This is a genomic window from Psittacicella melopsittaci, assembly GCF_003585925.1.
Classification (GTDB): domain Bacteria; phylum Pseudomonadota; class Gammaproteobacteria; order Enterobacterales; family Psittacicellaceae; genus Psittacicella; species Psittacicella melopsittaci.
Genome location: NZ_NRJH01000003.1, coordinates 1 through 26,971, shown reverse-complemented (window position 1 = coordinate 26,971; position 26,971 = coordinate 1). Strand labels below are relative to the sequence as shown.

Below are 26,971 nucleotides of genomic sequence, written 5' to 3'. Positions count from 1 at the left end.
AATAGGTTTTCCTTAGTGTCTCCTTAATCAACCCTTCAGAATAATAATCCAGCCCTCTATGCCAAGAAAACCTTCAGTAGCAACACTTAAAAAAAACCCAAGCCTTGAAGCAATGAAACAACTAACCGTAAAGCAATTATATGATATTGCTGAGGCGTTAGGCATGGATACTTCTGAACTTGACCGCTCAGCCCGCCAAGAAGTAGTGTTTAAAATCTTAAAACACCAAGCTGATCAAGGTGTTGAGGTTAAAGGTTCGGGAGTTCTTGAATTACATGCAGATGGTTTTGGTTTCTTAAGAAGTGCCGATTTTTCTTATCTGGCAGGACCAGATGATATATATGTATCTCCAAACCAAATTCGCCGTTTTAACTTACGTACAGGGGACACGGTAAATGGTTTGATTCGTCCACCTAAAGAAGGTGAACGTTATTTTGCTTTATTACGCGTTGATGAAATCAACGGTGAAGAAGCAGAAAAAGCAAAAAACAAAATTCTCTTTGAAAACTTAACGCCGCTTTATGCTAATGAAAGATTTGTCTTAGAGCGCAAAGTAGTTAAAGAAGAAAGCGAAAACATTACCCCACGTTTAATTGACTTTTTAGCCCCAATTGGACGCGGTCAACGTGGTCTAATTGTTGCTCCACCAAAAGCAGGTAAAACCGAGCTGTTAAAATCTATTGCTATTTCTATTGCCCAAAACTCTCCTGATACAAAAATTATTGTTCTTCTGATTGACGAACGTCCAGAAGAGGTAACAGAAATGATTCGTACGGTTAAGGGCGAAGTAGTAGCTTCAACTTTTGATGAGCCAGCAGCACGTCACGTACAAGTGGCAGAAATGGTAATCGAAAGAGCAAAACGTTTAGTTGAGCACCGTAAAGACGTAGTAATTCTCTTAGATTCAATTACGCGTTTAGCTCGTGCTTACAACACTGTAACTCCAGCTTCAGGTAAAGTGCTTTCTGGTGGTATAGATGCTACAGCTCTACACCGTCCAAAACGCTTTTTCGGGGCAGCTCGTAACATTGAAGAAGGTGGCTCTTTAACAATTATTGCTACCGCTTTAGTTGATACGGGGTCAAAAATGGATGATGTAATTTACGAAGAGTTCAAAGGTACAGGTAACATGGAGTTACACCTCAGTCGCCGTATTGCTGAACGTCGTATTTTCCCTGCTATCGATGTACTTCCATCATCAACTCGTAAGGAAAACCTCATGGTGCCTCAAGATGATGTAAATGTACAATGGGAAATGCGTAAAATTCTTTCTGACATCCCGAATGATATTGAACGTTTACAAATTCTGCGTACAGCTATTGAAGAAACAAGCACTAACGAACAAATGCTTGAACTTTTAAAGAAAAAATACGTAGAACCTGAACTGTTTAAAGAAGCTCAAAAAGCTGTTGGAAAATAACCTTAGACCTCCGCCTTGGCGGGGGTCTTTGCTTTGAGCAAAATACCTCTAAAAAAAGTATAATAGTAGAGTCTAAATAATTAACCACACCTTGAGGAACAAGAATGCAAATTGAGAAAGAAAAGTTTAAGCTCGAACAACGTCGATATCTAGGCTCCAAACAAAAGCTCTTGCCTTTTATTGCCCAAGTAATCAACCAACACACCCAAAATGTACAGAGCTTGGCTGATATCTTTGCGGGTACGGGCGTGGTAGCTAACTACTTTGCCAAGCAAGGCAAACAGATTATTGTCAATGATATTTTGCAAGCTAACCACATGATTTATCAAGCTTGGTTTGGGGAGCAAGAAGTAGAACAAGCCAAACTAGAAAAGCTCATTGCCGAGCTCAATGCCTTACCTGCCGAGCAAGAAAACTATGTCTCTCAAAACTTTGGTGACAAGTATTTTTCTTTAGCTAATGCCCGTAAAATTGGAGCTATTCGTGAACAGATAGAAACCCTAGAGGTAAATGCCCGCGAGAAGGCAATTTTATTAACTTCCTTACTCTATGCCATGGATAGAGTTGCTAATACGGTAGGGCATTATGATGCCTATCGCAAGAAAATGGATTCTTGGCAAGCTCTGCAATTAAAGATGCCCGAGCTTTTAGAGCAATCTCAAGCCCAAATCTATTGTGAAGATGCCAATAGTTTAGTGCAAAAGATCCAAGCAGATTTAGTTTATATAGATACTCCCTATAACTCGCGTCAATATGGTGATGCCTACCATTTACTAGAAAATATTATTACTTGGCAAAAACCTCAAGTTGAGGGAGTTGCCCGAAAAATGGTTGACCGACAAGCAACCAAATCAAAATACTCAACTAAAGCTGCTCCAAAAGCTTTTGCGGAGTTAATCAAGCATATAGTTGCCAAGTATATTCTCGTTTCTTATAGCAATATGGCACAAAAAGGAGATGGGCGTTCTAATGCTAAAATCTCGGCAGAAGAGATAATTGCTACTTTAGCTACGCGAGGCAAGGTAGAAGTTTTTTCTCAAGCTTTTAAAGCTTTTACCACAGGTAAATCGCAGATTGACGATCACCAAGAACTTTTATATCTTTGCACTGTAGAGGCAAAAGAAGAAAGAACTGGAGTTGAGGCTAGCTCTTTAGATCTGACAACAGATACAAAAGTAACAGCCCAAGAGGAGTTAGTTGCAGTTGCTAAAGCTGCAGAAGTAGCTAAAGCAGAAGAACCTGCTAAAGCATCTGAGGCATCTCAAGATTCAGAGATAACTAAAGAGCCTGAACTAGCGAAAGCCTCTGAGGTATTTAAAGAGCCAGAGCTAACTAAAGATTCTGAGGAATCTAAAAATCCAGAACCAGAGAAAACCTCTGGAGCAACTAATGCCTCAGAGCCAACTAAAGCTACAAGAGCAACTAAAGCAAATACCCCTGAGTATATAGCTTCACCAATTAACTACTCGGGAGGCAAGTATAAACTCCTAAAACAAATTCTTCCTCTCTTCCCTAAACAAATCCGTCACTTCTATGATGTTTTTGCGGGTGGAGCTAATGTAGCTGTTAATGTGGATGCCGAGCAAACTATTATTTGTGATCGCGAGCAAGAGGTAATGAAGCTTTTTGCTTATATGCAAGAGCATGATCTTGAGACTATGCTCAAGCAAATTGAAGAGCTTATAGCTACTTACGAGCTTTCCAATACAAAAGAAAAAGGCTATGACTTTTATCAAGCTAACTCTTCAGCTGGTTTAAAAGAAGTTAACCAACAAGCCTATTTACAATTGCGAGCTGATTATAATCAGGGCAAGTTTAAAACAGATCCTGAGCTAGTGTTTTATGTGCTTCTTGTCTATGCCTTTAATAACCAAATTCGCTTTAATGCCAAAGGACTGTTTAATATGCCTCCTGGCAAGCGTGATTTTAATGTGCAAATGGAGAAAAAGTTTAAGCTCTTTAAGCAAGCTTTAGATAACAAGCAATTGCATATTAAGTGCCAAGACGGCATAGCTTTATTAGAGCAAATTGATAATCCTCAGGATTTTGTTTATCTTGATCCGCCTTATCTTATTTCTACGGCTAGTTATAATGAAGGACAAGGTTGGACACTCGACAACGAACTTGCTTTACTAGAAGCTCTAGATGAGCTTAATGCTCGTGGGGTAAAATTTGCTCTTTCTAATGTGCTAGCGCACAAGGGCAAAGAAAATACTCATTTGCAACAGTGGGCACAAAAGTACAAGATTCACTATTTAGAGCACCACTATAATAATTCCAATTATCAGTCCCAAGCGGGCAAGCACCAAACTATAGAAGTGCTTATTACCAATTACTAGAAAAACCTCGGCGTTTGCCGAGGTTTTTTATTCGTGCTCTAAAATATAGGGAGCAAATCTAGTACTTTTTAATTCGCTAGCTTGAGGTAAAGCATAGTTAAAGCCCAGTTGATTCTTTTGCCCCAGTTGCCAAACTTGAGGCGAGCTTCTCCGTAATGCCCAAAGATTAAGCGAGGCTACTTGCTCAGGACTAAAGCTTTCAACCATCAGTTGATAGTAAAAAACAGTTTTTTGACAAAACATTTGCAGTGCGGGAGCAAGAACTTGCTTACTCTCTAAAGCTCGACTACAACTTTGTTGGGTCAAGACAAACTCCTCAAAGTGAGGTGCCAAGAGTTTTCCTTCTTGCACTTGGGCTTGAGAGTTGCTATTGAGAGCTATGTAAAAGCCTTTGACATATTTATCGATCAAGTCTTGAGCACTGGCTAGAGGAGCGGGCTTTTTCGCAAAATCGAGTTGGGAAAAAGAGATCAAGGCATACCAACTATGATTGTACTTTTGTGCTCTTGCCTCTAGGTTAGCTACTTCATTTGGCGTAAGGGGTGGTGATGTAGAACAGGCACTAAGCATAGCCACCAGAGCCAAGAGAAGAAATTTCTTTTGCATTATTTAGTCACGTAAGGAGAAAGATTACTCTTAGTTAAGTCCGCCGTGGTTGGTAAAGCATAGGTAAAGCCATACTTACCATCAACGAGCTCGACCCATTTGTCCGTAGGAATATAACGTTTTAATGACCAAGCATTTAGTGAAGCTACTTGATCGGCACTAAAACTCTCTACCATTAATTTATAGTAGAAAGTAGTATTGCGACAAAATTTTTCAACATTGTCAGAAATTTGCGTGAGCTTATTCATTTGCTCAGGGTATTTTAATGCCACTTGGCAAGTTTTTGCCGCTTGAGCAAACTCGGCAAAGTGAGGAGCAATAAATTTTCCGTCTTTAAATTCAGGGGTAGAGTTAGAGTTAAGGGCAATGTAAAAGCCTTTAACATAGCGATCTAAGATTGCATGAGGACTTGCTAGAGGCTTAGCAGGAGTAGTGTAATCTAGTCCTGTTACCGAGAGAATTAAATAACCTGCATTCCAACTTAGACTTTGGTTGTCATAAATTTGGCTAAATTCTTCGACCTCAGCAAGCGAGAGGGTTTTAGGAGCTTGATCACAAGCTCCTAACATCAGGGCTGAGGTAATAATTATAGGAAAAATGAGAGTTTTCTTTGCCATTGTTACTATTTTTTACTTTATTAGGTGAGGCATAGCCTCAGAGAATAAGTATTTATTTAATGTATTTATTCTTCACCTTGAGGAGGTAGACCACTGTCAATTAAGCCCAGTTTAAGCAGATAGTCTTGATTTGGGGCAATATAAGTAAAGCCTGCTTTGTTCTCAACTATTGCTTGCCATTGAGCAGCGGTCATATAGTCTTTTTGCGAGAGTGCATTGAGACTATAAATTTCTTCGCGTGATAAGCCAGCGGTAAAAGGAGTTACCATAGATACAGCCATAAAGCACACGCCCATGGCGTTTTCATTGGCTTTTTCTAGTACCTCAAACTCTTTGTCATCTTGCGGGAAAAGACAAACATTAGTGTAGAACTCTAATTCAGAAAAGCGTTCTGGAAGCTGGTAGTTTCCTTGCACAAATACCGCAGGAACATCGCCATTAAGTACTTTATAGTAGTCTACGAGCAGATTAACTACAGCTTCTGGATCAGGGTTTTCTTGATCAATATCTTCAAGGTTGAGTTTTTCTAGGTTATTGCCAAGATAATCTAAAGCACCACCATCATCAACAATGGAGCTAGTCATTTGCCCAAATTTGCGTAAAGTTTTTTCATCTAAAGAAGTTACCTTGTTTGGGTCTAAATTATTAGTAGCAACAGTTTGTTGTTGCTCGCCACAAGCAGCAAGAAGTGTAGCTGTCCCCACAACGAGGAGGTATTTGCTAAAATTCATATCTAATCCTTATGATTATTGGGAGAGTGTTTTTCTCTAATAGTATACTATGAATTGAGCAAGCAAAACCCTCAACTTTACAGTTGAGGGTAAAAAAGTGCAAATTTGTTTTTATTTTCCTGCTGTAGGATCTACATATGTGAAACCATCTTGGTTATTCACAATTGCATTCCATTCTTTTTCACTCATGCTATCTTTTTGCGTATAAGCATTGTAACTTAAAATTTGCTCACGCGTTAAACCTCGGTTGGTTGTTTCAATAATTGCCGAAGTTAAGAAGCAGTAAGAGATTATATCTGGATCTGGTCCATTAAGAACAGCTAGAGCTTTTGCATCTTTAGATTGACAAAAGTTAGCGTAGAACTCAAAGTTTGAGTAGCGTTGTGGAAGAACATAGTTGCCATTTTGGAAAACAGCTTTAGTTCCTTGGTTCAGTTTTTGATAAGTTGCAAGTCTGTCATTGAGCTTAGCAAAATCATTTTCAAGCTTTTTCTCAGGTTCATTTTTAAGAAAGTCTTTAGTAAGCTGATTGAATTTTGCGACAACAGCATCATCAACTTCGGTAATCTTGTTTGGATCTAGATTATATGGAGCTGATTGACTTGTTGAAGCTGTTTCACCCTATTTGTTATCCTCGCCACCACAAGCTACTAGAGGAGTTGCTAGCAGAAGAGCTAGGAAAATATTTCTTAATTTCATAATGCTACGACCTAATAGAGTTTAAGAGAGAGTTTCATTGCGTGTTTTCTACAAAAGGAGAAGCTTAGATATCACTTGTCTCTGGTAAGTGATGATATTTCAATTTGATTTCTTGAATTTGTTGAACAAGATTCGGGTAATCTAACTGCTCACAAGGAGTACGAGAAATATACACACTCAAGCGAGCGAGGTATCTTTGATCACGATTTGAAGGCAAGCGGAGACGCTTTTTTACCATGCTTTCGGTAAGCAAGGCAAAATCTAGTAAGGCAGCTTTTTGTTGTAAGGTGCACATAAATTATTCCCAATTGTTATAGTGATGTTTGATTGATTAAAGCTATATACTATTTAAGATAGCATAAATATTTTGCTTTGGAAGGAGTTTTGTGCGAAATAATTTTCTTGTAAAAGTTAGATAACGGAATTTGGGGCGAGGCGAAGGTTGGAACTAATTTTATTCCCTGACTATTTACTATGAGAATTAGTCTTTTTTTTGTTGTAAGGGTAAAGGCAATTAAGTTAATTATTTTACTTGAGTTCTGCAAATAAAAGCGTGTAGAAAAAAGAAAACTCCTGAAAAACTCGAGAAAAATGCAAAAAAATAATTAAGCAAGAAAAAAATAAAAGGAAAAAAAGAAAAGGCAAAGAAAAAATCATAAAAAGGCAAAGAAAGAATAAAGCAAAAAAAGAAGAGGTAAAGAGAAGGTAAAAGGCAAAGATAAAGAAGTTTATTTAGCAGGGAATGCCAAAGGAAGAATAAGAGAAAAAAGAAAAGACCAATCTTGTCTCAAGTTAATCTTGTCTATTTGTCTAGTAAAGCTAAAGGACCAGCAGTTGCTGGTCCTTAAGTAAATTAGTTAATTGTATCTAAAGCTTTTACAGGGATAGTTTTCTTTTCGTAAGCGTTAAGCACAAAATCAATATCAGGGATAGCATTACGCACACCTTGTTCTTGAATTTTAATTGCTGAAGTTAAAGCAGCAACGCGTACGATTTTAGATAGTTCCCAACCTTGAGCAATACCGTAGCAGAATGCTCCGTGGAAAATATCCCCAGCACCTGTAGTATCAACAGCACGTACATCATAAGCTGGATATGCATGGAGTAAACCATCGTCAAGGTAAATACCACCACGTTCACCTAAAGTGATTACTGGTTTATTACCTGGAGCACAAAGTTTTTCCATAGCTTCTAAAGCACGAGCAAAGTTGCCTGGGTGAAGATCGTTTTCGTTAATAAGTTTTTGGGCAAACTCTTCTGAAGCTACACAATAGTCAACAAGGTGTAATAAATCTAATACTGGTTCACGTACAGCATCGGCATCAATGATAACGATTTTATTGTGTACACGTGGAATAAAGTATTTACTGATTTCAAGTTCGTGACCATCAAGAAGGATAATGTGAGTTTCAGGTTGAGCATTTAGTTTATCTGCAAGCTCGTTTAATAAAGCGTAGTCTTCTGCAGTTAATACTTTGCTACCGTTGTTTTTGTGGGTCACAATAGTACGAGCAGCTGTTTCAGCACTTACCCATACTGCTGAAAGTGGAGATACTTGATTATCGTTCATAATCACGTAATCTGTATTAACTCCAACTTCATTGTGTTCTTGATTAATCTTACGTCCGTAGATGTCATCTTTTAAGGTAGTAAGAATGTAAGTAGGAGTTTTCCATTTTCCTGTTACATAAGCTGCATTACCAGCTGGGCCACCACCTGACTCTAGGAATTGCGTAGAGAAGGTTTTTACGTTTTCGGCTGGTGTTTGATCAATAAAGAAAAATTGATCATAACAAGATAGACCAATATGTACAATAGCCATTGTCTTAGTTTCTCCGATTATTTAGCATAGTCGGTCTTAATAGCTATTCCCCTACCGACTAACGCCTGAATAAAAAATTTTTAGATGTGTGTCTAGTCGTGTTAATTATACAGGAATCAGACCGAGGTTTCTAAAGTTTTTATTTTTAAACTACTGCATTTAGATATAAGAAAAATGAACAGAGAATAAGTACTTTTAGTTCCTAGGTAGAGTTAGTACTTTTGTCTTGGACTTTTTTAGAATGGATATAGGGTGAGAAAAAAGCTAAGAAGGAAAAGATAAGAAAGAAAAAAAGTAAGCAAGAAATAGTTAGCAAAAAAAGTAAACAAAAAAGCGTTAGCAAAAAAGTAAGCAAGAAAAAGTAAAGAACAAGAGAAAAAAAGAGAAGATAGAAGATAACCCCAATCTCGCAAGGTCTTGCGGTATTGTTGAGTTCAACTCAACATACTTTTACGATTTTCGTAGTTTATCAACTAATATAAATTTACTATAATAGATCACAGATAAAGCAAGATAAAAAAGTTAAATATTATTCTTACTTTATTCAAGTTAGCTTGATCTAATTTAAGTTAACTTCCTAGATATATTTTTTACCTAAACTCAAAACAAAAACAACAGAAGAAAAACAACTTATCATCTTTTAAGGAAAAAACATTATGTTAAAAAAACGAATTCTTGCTACTTTAATTGCTGGTGCTTTAAGTTCAACAGCTTTTGCGGATTTAAGCATTGTAACTAACTCTAATGTAGCTGTGGGCGCAGAAGCTTTAGCTCCTGTATCTTTAGTTTCAAATTGGGACAAAACCTTTGCTGAAAATGCTAATGTAGCTCACCAAAAAGTTACTTTCAAAAATCGCTACGGTATTTCAATTGTAGCTGATTTATATTATCCAAAAGATTTAGATCCTAGTCGTCAATATCCTGCAATTGCTGTATCAGGTCCATTTGGAGCAATTAAAGAACAATCTTCAGGTTTATATGCTCAAACTTTAGCAGCTAGCGGTTTTGTGACTATTGCTTTTGATCCTTCATATACAGGTGAGTCAGGCGGTTTCCCACGCAATATCTCTTCTCCAGATGTAAACACTGAAGACTTTTATGCTGCTGTAGACTTTTTAGGTAGCCAAGCTTTTGTAAATCGTGAGCAAATTGGTATCCTAGGTATTTGTGGTTGGGGTGGCTTTGCTTTAAGTGCAGCTTCAGCTGATACACGTGTTAAAGCAGTAGCTACTACAGTAATGTACGACATGAGCCGTGCTATTGGTTATGGTATGGGTTCAGGTGGAGACTTATACGGTACTGAAGTACGTCAACAAATGAAAGAAGGTATAGCTACACAACGTTACCAAGACTTTACAAACCGTACACCAGCTTACATGCCAAACGCATTTAAAGGCGATATGAATAATGATCCTGTATTATTAGAGTATGCAAGCTACTATGCTACTGAGCGTGGATTCCACGAGCGTTCAATTAACTCTAATGCAGGTTGGGCTTTAACTAATGCTAATAGCTTTATTAACTTCCCAACTTTAAGTAAAACTTATGAAATTACAGCTCCAACTTTAATTGTTGCGGGTGAAGTTGCTTTCTCACGTTACTTCTCTGAAGATGCTTTCAAAGAAGTAGGTGCTAAAAATAAAGAACTTCTAATTGTTCCTGGAGCTAACCACGTTGATCTTTACGACAATGTAAACAAAATCCCATTTGCTAAATTAGTTGAGTTCTATCAAACTAACTTAGTTAAATAACTAAACACAAAAAATTCATAATTTTATTAAACAAGTTGAGTGGGCTTAGAGAAATTCTCTAAGCTCATTTTTTTGCGATTTATTTTTTTGCTATTTATTTTTTTTGTTTTTTAAGGCAAAAAATAAGCTTTTAAACTATTTTTAGCCTTGCTTGAGTGCCTAAAAAAGTATAATAACCCTTTAATTTAGTTGCCTATTAAAAGCTTTTTCTTGCTCAAAGCTAAGTTTTAGTTTATTTTGTTTTTATTTTGCTATTGTAAGAGATTGATTATTAAGAAAAATTAACCATCTACTGTAAGCTAACCTTAAAAAAGTAAATTTTTTATTAAATTTTTCTTAATCTTTAATAAATAATCTTTTTAAGAGGTATATAATATTAAGTAACAATAAAAAAATAACCTATTTTATTGCATGAGGATTTAACAGAAGCGCCAACTTCTGCCTCATACGCCTCTCAACATAAAAGTTTAATAAATATTTATGTTTTTTTATTATTTAAATGCCCGCGGTGGAGTCTAATTTATTTCTTAATTTGACTTCACTTTTTTTCTGCCAAGACGAAAAAAAACCTAGGAAGCACTGCTTTCTAGGTTTTTTACGTTTGGGAAGAAAAGAATTTAGTTGTTTAGATTAAATTGTTTATTAGCAAAAAAGCTAAAAACTATAAACTAATGATCCTAACTAAATAACTTCTCCAGTTCTTTCCCGTTTTTCTTCGAGTTCTAACCAACGTTCTTGCAGTTGTTCTGCAAGTTGTTCTTGGGCTGTGAGCTCTTGCGTTACTTTATCAAGTTCAAGATAGCCATTTGGATCCATACTTAGACTTTCAATTTTTGCGGTAAGCTCAGCAATTTTGCTTTCAGTTTCCTCGAGTTGGATCGGGATATTACGTAAGTCTTGTTTTTCTTTGTAAGATAAACGTTCGCTACGGTTTTGTACTCTTTGTGGTGCAGGTGTTGGAGCAACTTCAGGAGCCTGAGTTTTAACTGGCTCTTGTGGGGCTAAGAGTTGCTCATGCAGAGCAATATTGTCGCTATAGCCACCAACATACGGATAGATCTTACCGTCTTGCATAAACCAAGTTTCCACCGCAACATTGTCAATAAACTGACGGTCATGCGAAACTATAAGAATAGTACCTTGATATTCACTTACTAGATCTTCGAGCAGTTCTAGAGTTTCTATATCTAGGTCATTGGTTGGCTCATCGAGTACGAGCAGGTTGGAAGGTTTAGCAAGAATTTTTGCTAAAAGGAGACGGTTTCTTTCTCCCCCCGAGAGGCTAGCTACCTTAGAGCGAGCCTTATCAGCTGTGAACATAAAGTCAGCTAAATAACCTATGGCATGACGCATATGTCCATGCACATTAGCTTCCACTTTCCCATCAAACACATTATCTATAGCGGTTTTTTCTAGATCTAGTTCAGCACGGAGTTGATCAAAGTAGGCTACTTGTAGGTTAGTGCCTATATGCACTGAACCTTGACTCGCTGGGAGTTCATGCAGCATTACCTTAATAAGCGAACTCTTACCGCAACCATTGTCTCCGACTATGGCAATGCGACTTTTGGCAGAAACGCGATTGGTAAAGCCAGAGAAAATAGTGCGTCCGCCTAGTTCTAAGCCGAGGTTCTCTATCTCAAATACCAGTTTGCCCGAACGCGTAGCTTGCACATTGATACTACCAAAGTCACTGAGCTTACGCATGTTTTGTGCTTCAACACGCATAGCTTTTAGGGCTCTAACGCGTCCTTCATTACGAGTACGGCGCGCTTCGATGCCTTTACGAATCCATTTTTCTTCTTCGGCAAGGTTTTTCTCAAAGAGAGCTACTTGTTTTTTCTCATCTTCGAGGCGTTTGTTGCGTCCTTCGAGGTAAGAGTTAAAGCTCCCAGGGTGGTCATAGATGTGCCCACGGTCAAGTTCGACAATACGTGTTGCCATATGATCAACAAAGGCACGGTCATGGGAAATAAAGACTATTGCCCCTGGAAAACTTTGTAAAGTAGTTTCTAACCACTGAATTGAACTAATATCTAGATGGTTAGTTGGCTCATCAAGCAAGAGGACATTTGGGTTGCTCACAAAGGCTTTGGCAAGTTCTATGCGACGTAACCAACCGCCAGAAAATTCTTGTAGTTTACGATCGGCAGGTATGCCCAGTTGCTCTAAAGTAGCAGTAATGCGTTGTCCGATAGACCAGTAGTCATGGGCAGTGATTTCTTCTTCAAGACGAGAAATAGTAGCTGCTAGTTCAGGGCTTGAGGTATGACTAAAGTCTTCGAGAGCCTGCTGGTGTAGGCTCAGCACTTGATAGGCTCTTTGTGCCCCTTGGCTTACATATTCTAGGGTAGTAATATCTAAACGCTCTGGCGGATCTTGGCGTAAGTAGGCAATTTGCACTTGGTTTTCTAAAATGCGACTGCCTGAGTCTAGGTCTTCACTACCAAGAATTACTTTAAGGAGCGTCGACTTGCCCGAGCCATTGCGCCCCACAATACATACACGTTCATGTGCTTCGATACTAAGATTTATCTGGTCGAGAATAACATGATTCCCAAAAGATAAATTAGCATCAGTTAATCTTATTAAAGACATAAAAATTTTACTTGCTAAGGTTTTTTTGTTAAATATTATAGCAAAAAAAAAGATCTTCCAAACTCAGAGTTTAGAAGATGGGCAAAACAAAAAAAATCCTCTAAACTAGGTGAGTTTAGAGGATTAGGAAAAAAAAGCATAATAAACTTACGAAAAATCAAAATGACCATATTTATTTAACGAAAGTTTACGACGATTTTGATAACGATGTTTGTATTATACAATACAAATTTAAAAAAGAAAATAATTATTAAACTAAAAAATTATTTACTATCTTCGATGTAACCAATAGCAGTTACATTACGATATTTTTGTGCAATCTCAAAACCGTAACCTACAGTGAAACGGTTTTCTACTTCAAAGCCAACCCAATCAACAGGAACGTCAACTAAACGGCGAGCTGGTTTATCCGCACATGTAACAATATGTAAAGATTTTGGATTACGGTCAAGTAATAATTTACGTACTTTATTTAAAGTATGACCTGTATCGATAATATCTTCAATAATTAACACGTGTTTACCTGAAATGTCAGTATCTAAATCTTTTAAGATTTTTACATTTAAAGTTGACTCAGTACCGTCACCGTATGATGAAACAGTCATGAAATCAATTGTTAATGGAATTGTCATTTCACGAGTTAAATCAACTAAAAAGTATACTGCACCACGTAATAGACCTACACATAATACTTCTTCACCTGGGTAGTTTTCGTTATAAAAACGAGAAATTTCTTCCCCTAGTTCGGCATTACGTTTTTTAATTTCTTCGTGGTTAAACCATACATGGAAATTTTCAGGAGTAAATTGTTTTAGTTTCATTATAAAAGTCCAGATCGATTGATTAGCGCGATTATTACCTAATATTATATAGCAAATGAAAATAATTTTGGTAAAAAAATAGGGGAAAGTATAGGTGTCTATTTAAATTTTTGCCGTAAGAGTTCGTCAATATTTAGAAAGGTACCCAAATATTTTTTCCGTGTCTTTTTATAGAGAGGATCCTGAGGAGTGGCATCATAGAAGATTGGATTTTTTTTAATTAGATTCTGGAACTGTTCTTCTCTTTGTCGGAGAAACTGCTCAAAAGCTTGGCGATCCTCTGGTTCAACCTCGAGAGTTAGTGCATCAAAATTAAAAGCCGCAAAATCTTTACTAAACTTACTTTCGCTCATTATATTTTTCTCGTCTGTTATTAAATTACAAAAAAACCTAAACCATAATAATTTTATTATAAACAAATTAAGATGCTTTTATAGCAAAGGAGATACTGGAAAAATAGTTTGATTAGTTTAAGTAATTGATATTTAGGGGATAAAATTTTGCTAACTGCTACACAAAATAGAGGGATTTAAGGGAATTGTCTTTTTTAGGGCAAGAAAAATTCTTTGATAATTGGCATTTTTTAGGATAATAAAATCCTTCAGTAATTGCCTTTTTTAGGGTAAGAAGGTACTAGGGGGGTGTCCTTTTTTTTAGATACCTGCTAATTGGCTTTTTTAGGGCAAAAAAAACTCCCTCAACTCAAGTTAAGGGATAGATTTTAATTTTCCTCTTCCTCTTCAATTTTGAAGATTTCTTCAACAAAAGCAGGACGAACTAAAAATGGGTCTTTAGTACGATATTTATTATCCTCTTCTTGCCCTTGAGCAAGAATGAGTATTAGGGTAAATAAGCCACTAATCGTAAAGCCAAGAGTTACAAGGACTACCGAATTATGGCCAAGAATAACAAAGAGTGCGGTAATAGCTACAACTATTGGGAAAAAAGCACCCGAGTAGCCCATATCATGTAAGCGTCTTACATATGAACTAAAGGTAGCAAGAATTATCGCAAAAGAAAAGGCAAGGAGAATTACCCCAAAGAGTAATGTAAGTAAGATAGCAAGAGTAGGATTACTTACAAAGCGTTTAATATGAAAAACAAAAACTGCTAAAGCCGAAGCAAAGATTACTTGAATAAAACAACCAACAATAAAGTACACAAAAGTACGACGAGATTGATGGCCGTAAAAATTAAAGAGGTTCTTGTAACTCAAACCTATAACTTTAAGGAAACCAGCTTCTTCCATCTCTCCCCCCTTATTGTAGAGAACATGATAAAACTTTAATGATGCTATCTATTATAGCACTATTAGCAAGTCTTTTGTGACAAAGGCTCGCTATTGTCAGGTAAATAAGTTAATGATCTTTAGGAAAAAGTTAGTTTAAATCCCCCACACTATTCAAGGGTAACTAAAGGTGCAGAAAAAAAGAAAGGAGAATTTTATTTGCGTATAATAATAGAAAAGGGGGTATAAAAATCACTCTTTTAGCAAAAAGGCTAAGTTATAAGGATTAGGATTATGTCAGATCATCATCACCATCATCATACGCAAAATAAAAAAGTCCTACTTGTCTCTTTTGTGATAATTGCCTCTTATATGTTCGTGGAGGCTATAGGGGGATGGCTCACAGGGTCTCTGGCTTTACTTTCTGATGCTGGGCATATGTTTAGTGATGCCTTTGCCTTAGGGGCAGCCTTACTAGCATTTAAATTTGCCGAACGCCCTTCGGACATAACGCGCACCTATGGCTATAAACGCCTTGAAACGCTTACTGCCCTGCTCAATGGTATAGCTCTGATAGTAATTGCCGTTTTTATTTTTATTGAGGCAATTGACCGTTTTATTAAGCCACCAGAAATAGCTAGTGTGGGAATGCTAATTATTGCCGTAATTGGTTTAATTGTAAATCTGGCAGTGGCAACCTATATGCTACTCCATGGCGATACCCATGCCAACCTCAATATGCGAGGAGCTTATTTACATGTAATAGGCGACTTACTTGGTTCGCTAGGGGCTATAGTAGCTGCTTTACTGATGTTAGCTTTTTCATGGTACTGGGCAGACCCCGTAGCAAGTATAATAGTAGCAAGTTTAGTTTTTTCTAGTGGCTGGAAAATTTGTGGCGAAGCTGGCAATATCCTCCTAGAGGGTGTAGACAAACAGCTAAAACCAGCTAAAGTGGAAGAGGCTATTAAAAGCGTAGAGGGAGTTAACTCAGTTCATCATTTACACCTTTGGTCGCTAAGTAGTGGCATTCATCTTTGTACTTGTCATGTGGTAGTAAACCCAAATCTCACCGTGGCTCAAGCCCAAGAACTAATAGCTCGCATTAACCAAAGCCTACAAGGCTATGGTATTTATCATGCAACTATTCAAGTGGAAGGGCAAATCACCAACCAAGGTGAATCTCTAGGGTGTGAGGAATGTAACTGTGGTACGGAACATGAACATGCTCATGATGATCATTATGGGCAGGAGCATGAGCACGAGCACGAACATGCACACGAGCACGAACACGCACACGAGCACGAACATGCACACGAGCACGAACATGCTCACGAGCACGAACATGCTCACGAGCATGAACATGCTCACGAGCACGAGCATGCACAGGAGGACGAGCATGCACAGGAGCACAAACATTCTCACGAGGACGCTCACGAGGGTGAGAATGTCTCCGAGGGTGAACATGCTGCAACTAAAGAACAGCAAGCCCACCCCGCTAATACCCAAGCAAAAGAGTAAAGCTTTGCCATAAAGAGCTATTTCTTGCATGTAAAGCTCTCAGCCTTATTTTTAGCAAAGATAACTCTTGGCTATTTCACAAAAAAATAGCAAAAACTAAGAGCTAGTCTAGAGTTCTAGACTAGCTCTTTTGCAATTTTTGTCTTGCTCGCTTTAAAAAAAGCCCAACTAATTTCCTCAAAATAACCTAAATTTTTTCTCATTTACCCGAAAATATCATAATTGTTCTCTAGAGTTATTTCCTTTCTCTTGCTCTTTATTTTATAATAAGAGCAAAAGACTTTAATTAACGCTACATTTAGATAATTCATTTTTATGTCACAAACAACGCAACCTACATGGCAGGAAATAATTGCTGTCAACTGGAGAAATCCACTAAACTTTTATGCCTACCAAAAGCGTAGAGAGTTAAACTTATATTTGCTTTTTTATATTCTAGTTACACTAGGAGTGGGAATTACTCTTGGGGTTCTAGCTAGACTTTTTCCTGGCTTTCAACAATCGTGCCTTGTAGCTTTTGTTTTTATTAATGTATACCTTGTAATTGGGGTAATAAGTGCTTTAGCTCGTCGTTTAAGAGATGCTGGGCAACATCCTCTCTGGGTACTACTTTTCTTTATTCCAGCAGCTCATTTACTTTTTGTTATAGCTTGCATGTGTTTTCCAAGTAAAGACCAAGATAATAAATATCGCACAGTACCTTTATTCCCGCAAGAGCAATCTCGCTAAAAAACACAAGGAACGGGCGATCTTAGGGTATAATATAAATAATTCTACAAATAATTTTTGCTTTTTAAATGACTAGTTTCGAGGCTTATAAAGCTCTCGAATACTGCGAGCCTAACCTGCAAGGTTTTACCGAATTTCTCTCTTGTTTGTGTGATTTTTGTTAAATCTATTTGTCTTAAAACAAAAAGTAGACTCCAACACAATAGGAACATAACAACTATGGACTTTAAACAAACACCAACGGAAGAAGAACAACCGACCATTGGTACGTTATTTAAAGATGTGTATCGCCAAGCGCTTGACTTTAATGGTTATGAACGTCGTCGTGAATATAACTTAAAAATACTCATTTCTTGGGGATTAACCGTGATTTGGTTTGTCTCGACTTATCTTCTTTCGTACTTTTTACTGCCTTTTACCTCATTAGGACAAGAGCAGGCAAGTGCGGTAGCTATGAGTTTATTTAATCTAGTCTTTGCTGTAATTTGGCTAGCTTATCTTTTCAGTAATGCTGCCCTAATGGTTAGACGTTTACATGATTCTGGGCTAAGCGGATGGTATATATTCTCTTTTGTATTGCCTCTAATTGGGCTATTTTTACTTTTCTACCTCTGCTTCAGACCATCAAAACGAGAAAATAACCCTTATAAAACAAAACCTGCCTATTCTTACTACATCAAAGAAGATGAAGAATGGTTTAAGCATGCTTACGGTCAACGAAACACTTATAGTTTCCACGGTGACACGCGTAAACATGATCATTAAAAATGAACCTCTAGTTGGGACTAGAGGTTCATTTTTATGTTTAAGTTTTGCTTTGTGCAAATTATACTTTTGCCTGTGCATTAAGCTGTTACTAACTTGCATTAGGCATTAGTTGCCGAAGGTTCGTCTTTTAATTCTTCTAACGACCAACGTGATCTAATATCGCCAAGGTTAAATTTTTCTCCTTGAGCATAAGTAGGTTTTGTTTCTTGTTGCACCCCAAAGCTACGGATGTATTTAGCAAAGCCAGCTATAGCAATCATAGCTCCATTGTCAACGCAAAAACTTGGACGAGCATAAAAGAGTTTTACGCCTTTGCGGTTAAACTCTTGGGAAAGCTCAGCACGAAGAGTACGATTTGCTGATACTCCACCTACCATGAGAATATTCTTAATCCAAAAGCCATGTTCTTTGTGGATTTGTTCTACACAGCGTTTGATTTTAATTAAAAAGGTACGTACTACCGTATTCTCAAAGGCACGAGCTACGTCAGCTTTATCTTGCTCGCTAAGTTGCCCATCAGGACGTTGAGCTTGGAGTTCAAGAATTTTATTGAGAGCTGCCGTTTTTAAGCCTGAAAAGCTCAGGTCTACACCTGGACGATTAATCATCGGAGCTGCAAAACTAAAGTCTGGATTACCTTTTTGTGCTAGCTCAGAAAGTAAACGTCCGCCTGGGTAAGGTAAGCCAAGAAGTTTAGCCGTCTTATCAAAAGCCTCACCTACAGCATCATCAACAGATTGTCCTAGAACTTGATAGTCATGGTAACTACGAGCATAAACAAATTGACTGTGTCCGCCAGAGATTAACACGCCCAGTAAAGGAAACTCTGGTTTTTCTTCTTCAAGAAAAGGTGCAAGTAAGTGACCTTCAAGGTGGTTAATCGCCAGAGCAGGAATATTTAAGCCCAGAGCAAGAGTTTTAGCGTAAGTAGAACCAACTAATAAAGCTCCAATTAGTCCAGGACCCGAAGTATAGGCTACTGCACTAAGGTCTTCTAAACCTATGCCTGCTTGGGCTAGGGCTGCGTCTACTAAAGGCTGCACACGTTTAACATGGTCACGGGAAGCGAGTTCAGGTACTACCCCACCATAAAGAGCGTGTAAATCAACTTGAGAAAAGAGTTGATTGGCTACTAGACCTTTAGCCCCGTTATAAATAGCTACTCCTGTTTCATCACAGGAAGACTCGATAGCAAGGATATTTACTTGCTCGAGGTTTGGATAAGTAGTTTGCATAAAAATAATCTGTTCTGTCTCTATTACTTTTGTGTTGTTTATTATAACAGAGGAAAGCCCTTAAAGCATGCGCTTTAAGGGCTTTTAGTTTATTGACCTACTTGTTCAAGTAATTGACGTTGTTCTGAGGTTAAATCAGGGTTACTTAATAAAGATTGGATCGTTTGGGTACGAGGATCTAAATTAAGTTCTCGAGAAACTTGATCAATTACCTGAGTTGCAGTTAAATTACCTGTAATAGTAATTGTTTGCGTAGGTAAGGTTAATGGAGCTACTGGTAAGTCTTGAGCATTTGGTGAGAAGTTAGCATAACCACGGTTGAGGTTACGTATATCTGCATTACTTTGCACAAACCAGTAACGATTTGGCTCACGGAAAGCATCTGGTGCTTCAAAGTTTGCCGGTAATGGTGGTAAATCTAAACCTGGTTGACCTTCACCTGGTTCTACTGGAGCAGGCTGAACTGGAGTCGGAGCTGGCTCTACAGGTTGAACTGGAGTTGGAGCAGGCTCAACAGGCTGAACAGGAGTTGGAACTACTGGCTCAACAGGATCTGTTGGTTGCTCAACTGGATCAGTAGGTTGATCTACAGGATCAGTTGGAGCAGGTACTACTGGCTCAGTTGGAGCTGGTTCTACTGGAGTAGTAGGTTCAGGTTCTACAGGCTCAGCAGGTTTAGTTTCACTTGGATCTTTAGGATCTTCAACTGGAACTGTAGGTTGAGTTTCACCTGGTTCTTTAGGTTGCTCAACTGGTTCTGTAGGTTGATCTACAGGAGCAGGCTCTACAGGTTCACTTGTACCTGGTTCTGTTGGAGTTGTAGTACCTGGATCTTTAGGATCTACTGGAGCTGGAGCAGGTTCTTCAACTGGATCAGGCTCAACAGGAGCTGGATCAGGATCTACAACTGGCTCTTTAGGTTCTGCAACAGGATCAGTAGGTTGAGTTTCACTTGGATCTTTTGCTTGCTCACCTGGTTCTGTAGGTTGATCTACAGGCTCAGTTGTGCTTGGATCTGTTGGTGTTGTACCTGGATCCGCTGGAGTAGAAGGATTTGTAGTCTCACCAGTACCAGGATCTTTAGGATCTGTTGCAGGTTCCGTACCTGGGGTAGTTGGATCTGCTGGTGCAGGCTCAACTGGTTCCGCAGGAGCTGGAGCTGGTTCCGGCTCTGGTTCTGGCTCTACTGGTTTAGTTTCTTCAGGTGGATTTTCATCTTTGTTAACTAGTGTAGGGTTAGATTTTGCTAACTCTTCGTCACTAATTCTCTCACCATTGATGGTTGGAGTGTTTTTCACTTCACCTTCATTACCTGAAAGATTTGGAGTAGTTTCAGTACCAGTAATAGTTATAGCATCAAGTTGTAGTTTATTTCCAGTTAGATTAACTTCTTTTGCATCTACTTCTAGATTCTCAAAGTTATCAATTTCACCAGAGGCAATAGTAGTAGTTGCTGCTTTAATGCTTAGTTTACTTGAACCATCTCCGTCAAAGATTGAACCTTCACTTTTAACTTCGTTTGTAGCTACCAGTTCAATTTGTGGAGCATTGAGCACGTTATTTTCTAAAGTCAGGTCATTACCTGCATTTAAGCTGAGATCTTTAGTAGTAGTAAAGGTATTAGCTAACTTGAGGTCACCTGTAGTCTCAATACTAGTTGTTCCGCTATTTTGAGCAAAGACATTAGTGCTACCAGAGGTTGTGAGGTCAGTTGCTTTAACCGCAAGATCTCTACTAGTGATACTAATATCTTCAAGGTTTACTGTACCATGATTGATATTAGTTTCCCCTTGGGTAACGAGACTAGTGTGACTAAGGCTTAGTTGAGCTTGAGTATTGTCAGAGTTAACCTTATCAAGGTTAAGAGCTCTACCTGTAACACTTAACTGATCAGCAGTTAAGCTGTCAGATTTTAGGTTAACGGCACTACCATAACTTCTGAGATTTGCATTATTTAGTGTTGCTGTAGTCGCATTTATCGCTAAAGGTGCAAGATCAGAATAAATAGTAGAGCCTTGCAGGTTAAGGTTTTCCGTGCTAATTTGTGCGTTTTCAGCATTGAGTTGAGAACCTGCTACCGTTAATTGCTCACTAGCATTAATTTCGAGTTCTTTAGTGTACGTAGTTAAAGCATTTAAATTAGCCGTATCAGTATCTAGGTTGATGTTACCAGCAAAAGCAGTTACGGTAGTACTACCTACTTTAAGGTCTTTTGCTTTGACATCAAGATCACCTTGATAAACTGTAAGATGTGCTTTTTCAAGGGTTACTTCACCTTGATCTAAGGCAAATCTTAAACCGTCAGTTGCGGTAATTTCCGTATCTTCAAGAGTTAGGCTTGCCCCAGCTTCTTTATTAGTGAAGGCTACTTCACCTGTTGCACTAATATCTGCGTCATCTAATTTAGTAGTTTTTGTATCAAGATATACATTTTCCCCTGTAAAGCTTGTTCCTTGCTCTGCCGTAGCACTGTCACCACGTAGATTTAGGTTCGCTTGTGATTCAAGGGTAGTGTTATTTAGGATCGCAGTTTTCGTTGCTAAAGTTAAATCATCTTTAGCTTTTAGAACACTGTCAGTAGCAGTGAGTTTTCCTCCTACTACTTGGAGCTCATCAGCTGTGGCATTTAAATTAACCTTGGTAAGGTTAATGCTACCTGTACCTTCTACTTTAAGAAGACCGTTATTAGCAGTTAGGTTCGCATTAGTAAGGTCAACGTTATAACCTTTAACGCTTAAAGCATTAGTAGCATTTACAGCTTTAGTCGAGTCAGTATTGCTAATAGTTAACTTAAATTCAGAAGTTAAACTAGCATTGTTTCTAATCGCATAACTTGAATCTTGACTCGTAAATGCTTGTTTTGTCGTTACATTTAAATCCGTTGCCGTAAAGCTGTCTTTTTTACTAGTTAAGCTGTCAGCTTCTAGATTTATGTTTTTAGCACTTAAAGAGTTGTTACTTAACTCTGCTTGGCTAGTACCAGTTAGATTTAAATTGTTTTCTAGAAGAGTAATAGTATTATCTTTTAACGTCGCTGTACCTGTAGCTGAAACATTTAACGCTCCAGCAAATAGAGTGAGATGCGAACCTTCGAGTTTTAGGTTAGCTGCCGTTAGATTAATATCATCGCTCATGCTTAGAAGCGTAGATCCACGAACATTTAAGTCAGTTTTAGCTTCAAGGTTTAGATCAGCTTCTGGGTTTAACTCTAGGTTTTCTACAGTTACACTACCTTGGCTAGATTTAACAGAAATATCTTTTTCTACTGTTAAATCAGGATTAGTTAGAGTTACTTTATCTTGCCCTGTAATAGTTAAAGTCTCAGGGGTTTCAATTGTATCTTGATTAAGAGTTAAAGTACCTGTACTAGTTAAGCTCGCAGCTTGTCCTGCTGTTAGAGTTGAACAAGTACTTGTTAAAGCAGTTGTTGCTTGTAGATCAAGCTTACCATTTGCTGCTTTTAAGGTAGCTTGGTTTAAGCTCACTTGGTTAGCTTTAAGCTCAAGGTTACCTTCAGTTGCATTAAGAATAGAGTTTTGTAAGTTAACTGTAGCATCAGACTCTAGTTTAAGGCTACGAGCCTCTACTCTTGAGTTACGCGTTAGAGTTACTGCCCCTTTACCGTTAGTTACAAGACTGCCACCTGTATCTACTGTGGTTTGATTGAGGATAAGAGCTTGGCTTACCGTTAGGGTAGAAGTAGTACCTGTATCTCTACTTAAGGTAAATAGAGAGCCATTTGCAGTGAGGTTAGCTGCTACTAGTGCTACTTTATCAACAATAAAAGTTGAATTTCTACTTGTAATATTTGCGTTTACATCTACTTTAAGTTCTTTTACTTCAAGTAAAGTTGAAGAGGTAAATCTAGCATTTTTACTTTGTACGCCAGTTGTACTAGTGAAGTTAAAGTAAGCTAAATCGTAAATATTAGTATCTTGTAACTCTAAATTATTAGCATGTAAAGTTAAACCATAGAGATGATTCCCTTCAACGTTAGCATTATCAAACTTAATGGTTGAGTCTACACCAGCTTCAGGGTTAATCTGCAGAACTACATTGGTTTGTTTAAGTTGAGCAGTGAGATCATCGTCTTTTAAGTAAGAGAAGAGTTTTGACTCGTCTTGGGCAACAGTGTATGAACCAGATTTAAGGTCTTCACTATCCCCAAAGTCATAAAACTCGGCAAAAATCGAATTTTCTTCCTTGATTTTGTCGTAAGCAGTGCTATTAAGAACTTGTAGCTCATGCGGGTCAATTAACCAAGTCCCTTGGGTACCAAGAGTACTGCGTGTATCTACATCTACCCCATCCAGACGAATTACTTTCCCTGAGGTTTCAACCAGACCACCTTGACCAGTTTCTGAAGTAGCAAGGAATTTACCTGCTACTGCAGCTTGATTTCCCCATACAACTATATCTCCAGCATCACCAGTTGCTGAAGTGTCAACTACAGCTCCTGCTTGCACTAGAGTTTTACTTGCGAGTTTAACTTCGCCTTTACCGAGAGCATCACCACCGATACGTACCAGTTGGTTAGCTTTAAGGTGAGCATTACTTTCTACAGCTACTACACCATTTGCTAGAACATCAATTTGTCCTGCAACAATAGCACCATTTACAAGGCTTGTATCCCCACCATCGAGAGTAACATGTCCTTGGGCACTAATAGTAGCAGTTTTAGCTGAGTCAGCTCCTGCTACAAGATCAGCAAAAGGTTTTGCTGTAGTATAACCATGTGCCACATGGTTAGCTGCTAGTCTTGCTTTTTTACTAACAATTTCCCCAAGGTTAACCGCTTTATTGTCTGCCGTTACTTTATAAGAGATTAATGGGTTATCTAAATCTTGAATGGTAATTGACTGACCTGCCAGTAAGTACACAGTACCATTTTTTGCTTCAAGAACGCCTGTATTTACTACTTGACCCCCTACCAGAGCTAGAGTGCCATCATCGTTTACTTTAATAACCCCTTGGTTCAGAACTTGAGCCAGAGCTTGGTCTTTGCCTTGGTTAAACACATAGTTGCCGTTGATAAAGTCTTCGTTGCTAATATCAAGGGTCGATGCCACTAAAGACTGCACATTAACTACAGAGTTTTCCCCAAAAACAATACCTGCAGGGTTTACGATAAATACTTTACCGTTTGATTCTAAAGTACCAAGAATTTGCGATACACTTCCGCCTAACACACGGTTTAAAACCGCAGAGTCAGAACTTTCTTGGATAAATCTTACTAATTCATTGCTATTAATGTTGAATTTATCCCATTCGAGAATGGCATTTTTACTATTGGTAATGGTGGTCACCAAACCATTAGTAACTAAATTCGCATTTCCTGCAACAACTTGAAATGGAGTTTGTGCCAGAGCTTGGCCAAATGAAAAAGTTAGAGGAAGAAGTAGGCTGGCTAATTTAGCTAGACGTGTAGAGAGTTTAAGATTGTTACCTGACCCAGAAATAGCATTAGTAGCAATTTCGGAAACTGCATTCATTTGCTTAGTCTGGCGGTTAAATTTGAGTTTAAAAATTTTATTCATATTTATTAAGTATTTTATTTTATTCTTCTGCCAAAAGAATAATTTTTAGTGGATACTTCTCAAAAGTAAAAATTACCAATTCTTTTAGGTTTGAGAAATTTAAAGTCTTAAATAAGAGGGAATTAATTACCTCTTAATATATAAGTATAGCAATTTTTTTGCTTTTGTAAGAGTTTTTGTGAATCTTTTTGAAAAAATTGTTTATTAAATGAATAGCCGTCTTTATGTAAAGTAGCTAAAAATGAAAAATTTACCGAAGAAATAAGCGATAAAAAGCAAAAAATCGTCGTAAAGTAACAAAATTAAAGGAGAAAAAACGGGAAGAAAAAAATGGTAAATCGAGGCAAGAGAGTTAAATAATCAAAGGGCAAAAGAGTCAGAGAGAAAAATAAGAAATTTGCAGAGAAAATCAGAAGAAAAAAAGAGAAATATAAAGGAAAAAATAGAGAAAAAAGAGAAATAAAATAGAAAAAAGAGTAAAAAGTAAAGAAAAAATATATAAATTGACGAGGAAGAGAAAAAATGAAAAAAATAGAAAAGAAATGAGAAATGTTGTAGCAAAAGAGAGAAAGGGTAAGTGAAGAAAAAATAAAAAAAATTTGAAGAGAAATAAATAAAAAATTAACCCCAAAAAAAAGAAAAAATAATGGTATAGGTTATTTTTTGCATAAAAAAACTAGCCTAAATAATCAGGCTAGTGGCAATACAAAAACAACTTAATATCATTGAGATATTTAGTTGGGTTTGTCCAATATATCGCATTTAGTATAACACATTTTTATTTATGTAATCTTCCCCTAATTCGCATGGATTGGGGAAAGGATACTATGCTTAAAATTTATAAAACTAACCAGAAGTTCTATAGAAAAAAATCCTTCGAACTTATTAAAATGTTCGAAGGACTTTGTTAACAGCCTAAGCCTTAGGCTCGGCCTAAGGCTTAAAAAACGACGATTTTTTATTTTTCTAACCAAGGTAAATAAGGACCAGCAGGAACTATTCGACTTGGATTAACTTTATTAAATCTAAAGTAATAGTGTTCTTTTATATAGGCAATATCTACGGTTGCTTTAATGCTTGGAATAGAATAAAGATCAAGCATATAGCGATATAGATTGGTAAAAGAACTTAGAGGTTTGAGGTTACATTTAAAGAGATCAGCGTAAACAGCCTCAAAACGAATTAAAGTAGGGAAAAGGAAAAAGTCACTTACAGTAATCTCTTCGCCAAATAGATATTTTTGTTGACTAAGACGTTGGTCTAATTCAGCAAGACTAGCAAAGAGTTCTTCTACTCTTTTATCATAAGTGGCTTGGTTACCTGCAAAGACACCTACAGCATATACTTTACTGGTAATATTTGCATTTAGCCATTGGTTAAGTTCGAGAATTTGTTCTTTAAGAGCAGCTGGTACAAGCTCAACAGGATTGCTTGCTAGTTCGAGCCAGTCTTGAGCAAGGGTAACTGCCAAAAAGGCTGAATCATTGCTGGCAATAGTTTGTTCTTGCTTATCCCAAAAGCATGGTACATCTACTCGTCCTGTGTAATCAGCTTTGGCTTTAAGATAGACATCTCTTAGATAAGGCAAATTATACAGTGGATCTGGATAGGCTTCACTAAATGGCCAACCGTCATCGAGAACATGCGGATCAACACTAGAGACACTTACTTTATCAAGTAAGCCCAGATAACTGAGTGTTAAGAAGACACGATGTGCCCAAGGACAAGCATAAGACATATATAAATGATAACGTCCAGCTTGTGGCAGAGGAGCTGTTTTAAAAGAATCAGCTTGTTTTAATGGAGAGTCAACGGCACTCCATTGACCTTGGTTTAATTGCCCCATAATTGTTTCCTATACTTAAAAGCTTTTTCTTCTATTCTACCGAAGTTGTCAAGGCTTGGCAAGGGATGAAGCAAGAGCAAGTAGTAATACTAGAGACAGGCTCGCGAGAAAAGAAAAAAGAATATAAAGGAGTAAGGTGGGGTAAAAAAATAAAGCCAGCTACTTACATAAAAAAAACTAAAGCCACCTGTAAATAAAAAAATAAATAAACATCGATAAAAAATCCTAAAACTAAGCTCAAGATGCTAAATTCTGCGGTAAAGAAAAAATAAATTACAAATTCTTGCCCCCAAATGAAAAAAAATTTAAAAAAAATTTTGCCCACCTTTATTAAAAAAATGCCAGCTCTTTTTATATAAGCATCACGGGGTCAATTTATCTTATACATATGTATAACTAACTAATTTAAGCAACTAGCAAGATAAGTGATTGATTTCTCTCTGTTTTATTTGTCTTTTTTCAGGTAAAGTTTGATGGAAAAAGCCACCTCTCGATCTTATATAACTTATATAAAAAGCTAGACTAAGATTATATAAGTTGAAGAAAAATCATAGAGTTATTTATATAGTTAAATGCCTATATACGCCCCTTGACGGGATTTTATTTTTAGTTTAATATTGGTTATACCAAGCAAGCAAAAGGTTACTTAACCAACGCTAAAGATAAAGTTATATATTTTTTCCGGGACTATAGCTCAGGTGGT

18 protein-coding genes are annotated in these 26,971 nt (G+C 37.4%); 6 read left to right on the top strand and 12 right to left on the bottom strand.

The features are described from left to right. The first annotated feature begins 58 nt into the window (after positions 1–58). The gene (gene rho / locus CJP74_RS00230; protein ID WP_345788745.1) at positions 59–1,420 is read left to right on the top strand and encodes a transcription termination factor Rho; all 1,362 of its coding nucleotides are present in this window, start codon (positions 59–61) and stop codon (positions 1,418–1,420) included. 104 nt (positions 1,421–1,524) lie between these two features. Next, the gene (locus CJP74_RS08015) at positions 1,525–3,759 is read left to right on the top strand and encodes a Dam family site-specific DNA-(adenine-N6)-methyltransferase (RefSeq protein WP_222986779.1); all 2,235 of its coding nucleotides are present in this window, start codon (positions 1,525–1,527) and stop codon (positions 3,757–3,759) included. Between the two features lie 27 nt (positions 3,760–3,786). Here the strand turns inward: CJP74_RS08015 and CJP74_RS00215 are convergent, their stop codons facing one another. The 5 genes from CJP74_RS00215 to CJP74_RS00195 form a co-directional block, all read right to left on the bottom strand. Next, positions 3,787–4,365, bottom strand: a complete 579-nt coding sequence (locus CJP74_RS00215; RefSeq protein WP_119496265.1) for a hypothetical protein — start codon at positions 4,363–4,365, stop codon at positions 3,787–3,789. Next, complete coding sequence (locus CJP74_RS00210) at positions 4,365–4,982, bottom strand: hypothetical protein (RefSeq protein ID WP_119496264.1); 618 nt, start codon at positions 4,980–4,982, stop codon at positions 4,365–4,367. The genes CJP74_RS00215 and CJP74_RS00210 overlap by 1 nt, the downstream gene beginning before the upstream one ends. Before the next feature lie 65 nt (positions 4,983–5,047). Further along, the gene (locus tag CJP74_RS00205; RefSeq protein WP_119496263.1) at positions 5,048–5,713 is read right to left on the bottom strand and encodes a hypothetical protein; all 666 of its coding nucleotides are present in this window, start codon (positions 5,711–5,713) and stop codon (positions 5,048–5,050) included. Between the two features lie 763 nt (positions 5,714–6,476). After that, entirely contained in the window at positions 6,477–6,707 is a 231-nt protein-coding gene (locus tag CJP74_RS00200) for a hypothetical protein (protein WP_119496262.1), read from the bottom strand. Positions 6,708–7,265: 558 nt separating this feature from the next. Continuing rightward, complete coding sequence (locus tag CJP74_RS00195) at positions 7,266–8,234, bottom strand: carbohydrate kinase family protein (RefSeq protein WP_119496261.1); 969 nt, start codon at positions 8,232–8,234, stop codon at positions 7,266–7,268. A 653-nt stretch (positions 8,235–8,887) separates the two neighbouring features. On the opposite strand from CJP74_RS00195, the gene CJP74_RS00190 reads away from it, so the two are divergent. Further along, positions 8,888–9,985, top strand: coding sequence for an alpha/beta hydrolase (locus CJP74_RS00190; RefSeq protein WP_427909959.1), 1,098 nt, complete (start codon positions 8,888–8,890; stop codon positions 9,983–9,985). A 681-nt stretch (positions 9,986–10,666) separates the two neighbouring features. On the opposite strand, the gene CJP74_RS00185 is transcribed toward CJP74_RS00190, so the two are convergent. The 4 genes from CJP74_RS00185 to CJP74_RS00170 form a co-directional block, all read right to left on the bottom strand. Beyond that, complete coding sequence (locus tag CJP74_RS00185; protein ID WP_119496259.1) at positions 10,667–12,583, bottom strand: ATP-binding cassette domain-containing protein; 1,917 nt, start codon at positions 12,581–12,583, stop codon at positions 10,667–10,669. A 263-nt stretch (positions 12,584–12,846) separates the two neighbouring features. After that, positions 12,847–13,404: a hypoxanthine phosphoribosyltransferase gene (hpt, locus tag CJP74_RS00180; protein WP_119496258.1), complete on the bottom strand. Its 558-nt coding sequence runs from the start codon at positions 13,402–13,404 to the stop codon at positions 12,847–12,849. A gap of 98 nt (positions 13,405–13,502) precedes the next feature. Beyond that, positions 13,503–13,757, bottom strand: coding sequence for a hypothetical protein (locus tag CJP74_RS00175; RefSeq protein WP_119496257.1), 255 nt, complete (start codon positions 13,755–13,757; stop codon positions 13,503–13,505). A gap of 368 nt (positions 13,758–14,125) precedes the next feature. Beyond that, a complete protein-coding gene (locus CJP74_RS00170; protein ID WP_119496256.1) occupies positions 14,126–14,653 on the bottom strand; it encodes a DUF805 domain-containing protein in 528 nt (175 codons plus the stop codon). A gap of 273 nt (positions 14,654–14,926) precedes the next feature. On the opposite strand from CJP74_RS00170, the gene CJP74_RS00165 reads away from it, so the two are divergent. From CJP74_RS00165 to CJP74_RS00155, 3 genes are all read left to right on the top strand, one after another. Continuing rightward, a complete protein-coding gene (locus CJP74_RS00165) occupies positions 14,927–16,153 on the top strand; it encodes a cation diffusion facilitator family transporter (RefSeq protein WP_119496255.1) in 1,227 nt (408 codons plus the stop codon). A 315-nt stretch (positions 16,154–16,468) separates the two neighbouring features. Next, positions 16,469–16,882: a DUF805 domain-containing protein gene (locus CJP74_RS00160; RefSeq protein WP_119496254.1), complete on the top strand. Its 414-nt coding sequence runs from the start codon at positions 16,469–16,471 to the stop codon at positions 16,880–16,882. Positions 16,883–17,101: 219 nt separating this feature from the next. Next, positions 17,102–17,647, top strand: coding sequence for a DUF805 domain-containing protein (locus tag CJP74_RS00155; protein WP_119496253.1), 546 nt, complete (start codon positions 17,102–17,104; stop codon positions 17,645–17,647). A 101-nt stretch (positions 17,648–17,748) separates the two neighbouring features. Here the strand turns inward: CJP74_RS00155 and tsaD are convergent, their stop codons facing one another. From tsaD to CJP74_RS00135, 3 genes are all read right to left on the bottom strand, one after another. After that, the gene (tsaD, locus tag CJP74_RS00150; RefSeq protein WP_119496252.1) at positions 17,749–18,885 is read right to left on the bottom strand and encodes a tRNA (adenosine(37)-N6)-threonylcarbamoyltransferase complex transferase subunit TsaD; all 1,137 of its coding nucleotides are present in this window, start codon (positions 18,883–18,885) and stop codon (positions 17,749–17,751) included. A gap of 89 nt (positions 18,886–18,974) precedes the next feature. After that, positions 18,975–24,422: a two-partner secretion domain-containing protein gene (locus CJP74_RS00145; RefSeq protein WP_119496251.1), complete on the bottom strand. Its 5,448-nt coding sequence runs from the start codon at positions 24,420–24,422 to the stop codon at positions 18,975–18,977. 958 nt (positions 24,423–25,380) lie between these two features. Further along, positions 25,381–26,268 carry a glutathione S-transferase C-terminal domain-containing protein gene (locus tag CJP74_RS00135; RefSeq protein WP_119496249.1) on the bottom strand — a complete coding sequence of 296 codons (888 nt, stop codon included), beginning with the start codon at positions 26,266–26,268 and terminating at the stop codon, positions 25,381–25,383. Positions 26,269–26,971 lie beyond the last annotated feature (703 nt).

Bases quoted from the DNA above. Each gene is read 5' to 3' on its own strand.
- CJP74_RS00145 (WP_119496251.1), bottom strand. From the start codon at position 24,422: ATGAATAAAATTTTTAAACTCAAATTTAACCGCCAGACTAAGCAAATG.
- hpt (WP_119496258.1), bottom strand. From the start codon at position 13,404: ATGAAACTAAAACAATTTACTCCTGAAAATTTCCATGTATGGTTTAAC.
- CJP74_RS00135 (WP_119496249.1), bottom strand. From the start codon at position 26,268: ATGGGGCAATTAAACCAAGGTCAATGGAGTGCCGTTGACTCTCCATTA.
- CJP74_RS00175 (WP_119496257.1), bottom strand. From the start codon at position 13,757: ATGAGCGAAAGTAAGTTTAGTAAAGATTTTGCGGCTTTTAATTTTGAT.
- CJP74_RS00170 (WP_119496256.1), bottom strand. From the start codon at position 14,653: ATGGAAGAAGCTGGTTTCCTTAAAGTTATAGGTTTGAGTTACAAGAAC.
- tsaD (WP_119496252.1), bottom strand. From the start codon at position 18,885: ATGCAAACTACTTATCCAAACCTCGAGCAAGTAAATATCCTTGCTATC.
- CJP74_RS00210 (WP_119496264.1), bottom strand. From the start codon at position 4,982: ATGGCAAAGAAAACTCTCATTTTTCCTATAATTATTACCTCAGCCCTG.
- CJP74_RS00215 (WP_119496265.1), bottom strand. From the start codon at position 4,365: ATGCAAAAGAAATTTCTTCTCTTGGCTCTGGTGGCTATGCTTAGTGCC.
- CJP74_RS00185 (WP_119496259.1), bottom strand. From the start codon at position 12,583: ATGTCTTTAATAAGATTAACTGATGCTAATTTATCTTTTGGGAATCAT.
- CJP74_RS00200 (WP_119496262.1), bottom strand. From the start codon at position 6,707: ATGTGCACCTTACAACAAAAAGCTGCCTTACTAGATTTTGCCTTGCTT.
- CJP74_RS08015 (WP_222986779.1), top strand. From the start codon at position 1,525: ATGCAAATTGAGAAAGAAAAGTTTAAGCTCGAACAACGTCGATATCTA.
- CJP74_RS00155 (WP_119496253.1), top strand. From the start codon at position 17,102: ATGGACTTTAAACAAACACCAACGGAAGAAGAACAACCGACCATTGGT.
- rho (WP_345788745.1), top strand. From the start codon at position 59: ATGCCAAGAAAACCTTCAGTAGCAACACTTAAAAAAAACCCAAGCCTT.
- CJP74_RS00165 (WP_119496255.1), top strand. From the start codon at position 14,927: ATGTCAGATCATCATCACCATCATCATACGCAAAATAAAAAAGTCCTA.
- CJP74_RS00160 (WP_119496254.1), top strand. From the start codon at position 16,469: ATGTCACAAACAACGCAACCTACATGGCAGGAAATAATTGCTGTCAAC.
- CJP74_RS00195 (WP_119496261.1), bottom strand. From the start codon at position 8,234: ATGGCTATTGTACATATTGGTCTATCTTGTTATGATCAATTTTTCTTT.
- CJP74_RS00205 (WP_119496263.1), bottom strand. From the start codon at position 5,713: ATGAATTTTAGCAAATACCTCCTCGTTGTGGGGACAGCTACACTTCTT.